A 1,667-nucleotide genomic window follows, 5' to 3' on the forward strand; every position below is an offset into this window, starting at 1 on the left:
CGCCGGTCGCCGTCGCGGCCCCGGCCGTCGCCACCCCCACCGCAGCGCACTCCCCCGCGCTGCGTCCCGCGGCCCACGCCCCGGCCCGACCGCACCTGATCCGCTCCGAGCGCACCCCGGTCACCCCGGCGGGCAGCCGGCGGCCGGCGCACACCGAGCGGGCGGGCACCCGGGGCACCGCGGCCCGTCCGGCCGCGGGAGGCTGAGGACACCGCGCGGGACGGTACGCACACCCTCCCCGCGCACACGTAGGCGGGCCGGTCCACCTGACCGGCCCGCCTTCGTCGTTCATATACCCGGCCCGTCAGCCTCGCGCCAGGATGTTCCTCCGTACCGGGTCACGCTTGTGTCACGGGTTGTCGACGGTCGAATGCCCGCCGGTACCGGCTGGCCAACCACCGCCGGAGGCCGGTGCGGGATTACTTCCCGCCTCCCGCGCACCGCCACCGGAACCCCTTTCGAATTCCGGTCGAGAACCGCCGAATTAACCTCGGGCATTGGGCGTCGCCCCACCCCCGGAAGCCCGGCACCCGCCCTCACCTTTTGTCCGTTACGCCTTCCAGGGCACGGCCGAGAAGGTCCCGCGCGGACCTGATCCGCTCGGTCAGCTCGACCGGCTCCACCACCTCGAACTCACAGCCGAGCAGCATCAGGTGAATCACGAGGACGTCGAGGCTGACCGACCCGGTCCGCAACAGACAGCTGTCCGCGTCGAGCGGCTCCAGCACTCCGTCCGCGGGGCCGACGATCACGGCCGCGTCCTGCGCGGGCATCCGCAGCCGCACCACGGCCCGGGCCGCCCAGGCCCGGTGCGAGATGCCCTGCGAGACGTACGCCGCCAGGTCCTCGGCGGGGCCCGGTCGCGCGGGGAAGCGCGGGCCGTGCGGCGGCCGGGGCTCGATCCGGTCCGCCCGGAAGGTCCGCCAGTCCTCCCGGTCGACGTCCCAGGCGACGAGGTACCAACGCCGCTCGGTGCACACCAGCCGGTGCGGCTCCACGGTGCGCCGGCTGACGTTCCCCTCGTGGTCCCGGTATCCGAAGCGCAGCCGCTCGCGGTCCCGGCACACGGCGGCGAGCTCGGTCAGCACCGACGGGTCGACGGTCGAGGGGGCGGGGCCGCGGAGCATCGACACGGTGAACTCGTTGAGGGTCGACACCCGTCGCCGCAGCCGCGACGGCAGTACCCGCTCCAGCTTGGCCAGGGCCCGTACGGAGGCCTCCCCGATCCCCTCGACGCCGTTGCCCGCCGCCGTCCGCAGGCCCACGGCCACCGCGACGGCCTCGTCGTCGTCGAGGAGCAGCGGCGGCAGCTCGGCGCCCGCTCCCAACTGGTAGCCGCCGCCCGTACCGGGGCTGGCGTTCACCGGGTACCCGAGCTCGCGCAGCCGGTCCACGTCCCGGCGGACGGTACGCGGCGTGACGCCGAGCCGGTCGGCGAGGTCGGCGCCGGTCCATTCGCGGTGGGCCTGGAGCAGGGACAGCAGGCGCAGCAGTCGTGCGGAGGTATCCAGCATCCCCGTAGTCTCGCCGACCGCCGCGACGACCCCGCCGGGCCCCCGACGGTCAGGACGCCCCCGACACCGACGCCTACGGGCTCAGCGCCCCGGCGCGGGGGCGGGGGCGGAGGGTGCCGGCTCGGTTGGCGGCGTCGCGGGGGCGGGCGACGT

General features: G+C 75.6%; 1 protein-coding gene and 1 pseudogene. One reads left to right on the forward strand and one right to left on the reverse strand.

Annotation, left to right across the window (positions count from 1 at the left end):
- Positions 1-206 (forward strand): annotated as a pseudogene (locus tag NOD94_RS40995) (hypothetical protein); the annotation flags it as partial.
- 330 nt (positions 207-536) lie between these two features.
- On the opposite strand, the gene NOD94_RS41000 reads toward NOD94_RS40995, so the two are convergent.
- Entirely contained in the window at positions 537-1,514 is a 978-nt protein-coding gene (locus tag NOD94_RS41000) for a YafY family protein (protein WP_281211332.1), read from the reverse strand.
- Between the last annotated feature and the right edge of the window lie 153 nt (positions 1,515-1,667).

This window comes from Streptomyces sp. Isolate_45 (assembly GCF_024721315.2).
Taxonomy (GTDB): domain Bacteria; phylum Actinomycetota; class Actinomycetes; order Streptomycetales; family Streptomycetaceae; genus Streptomyces.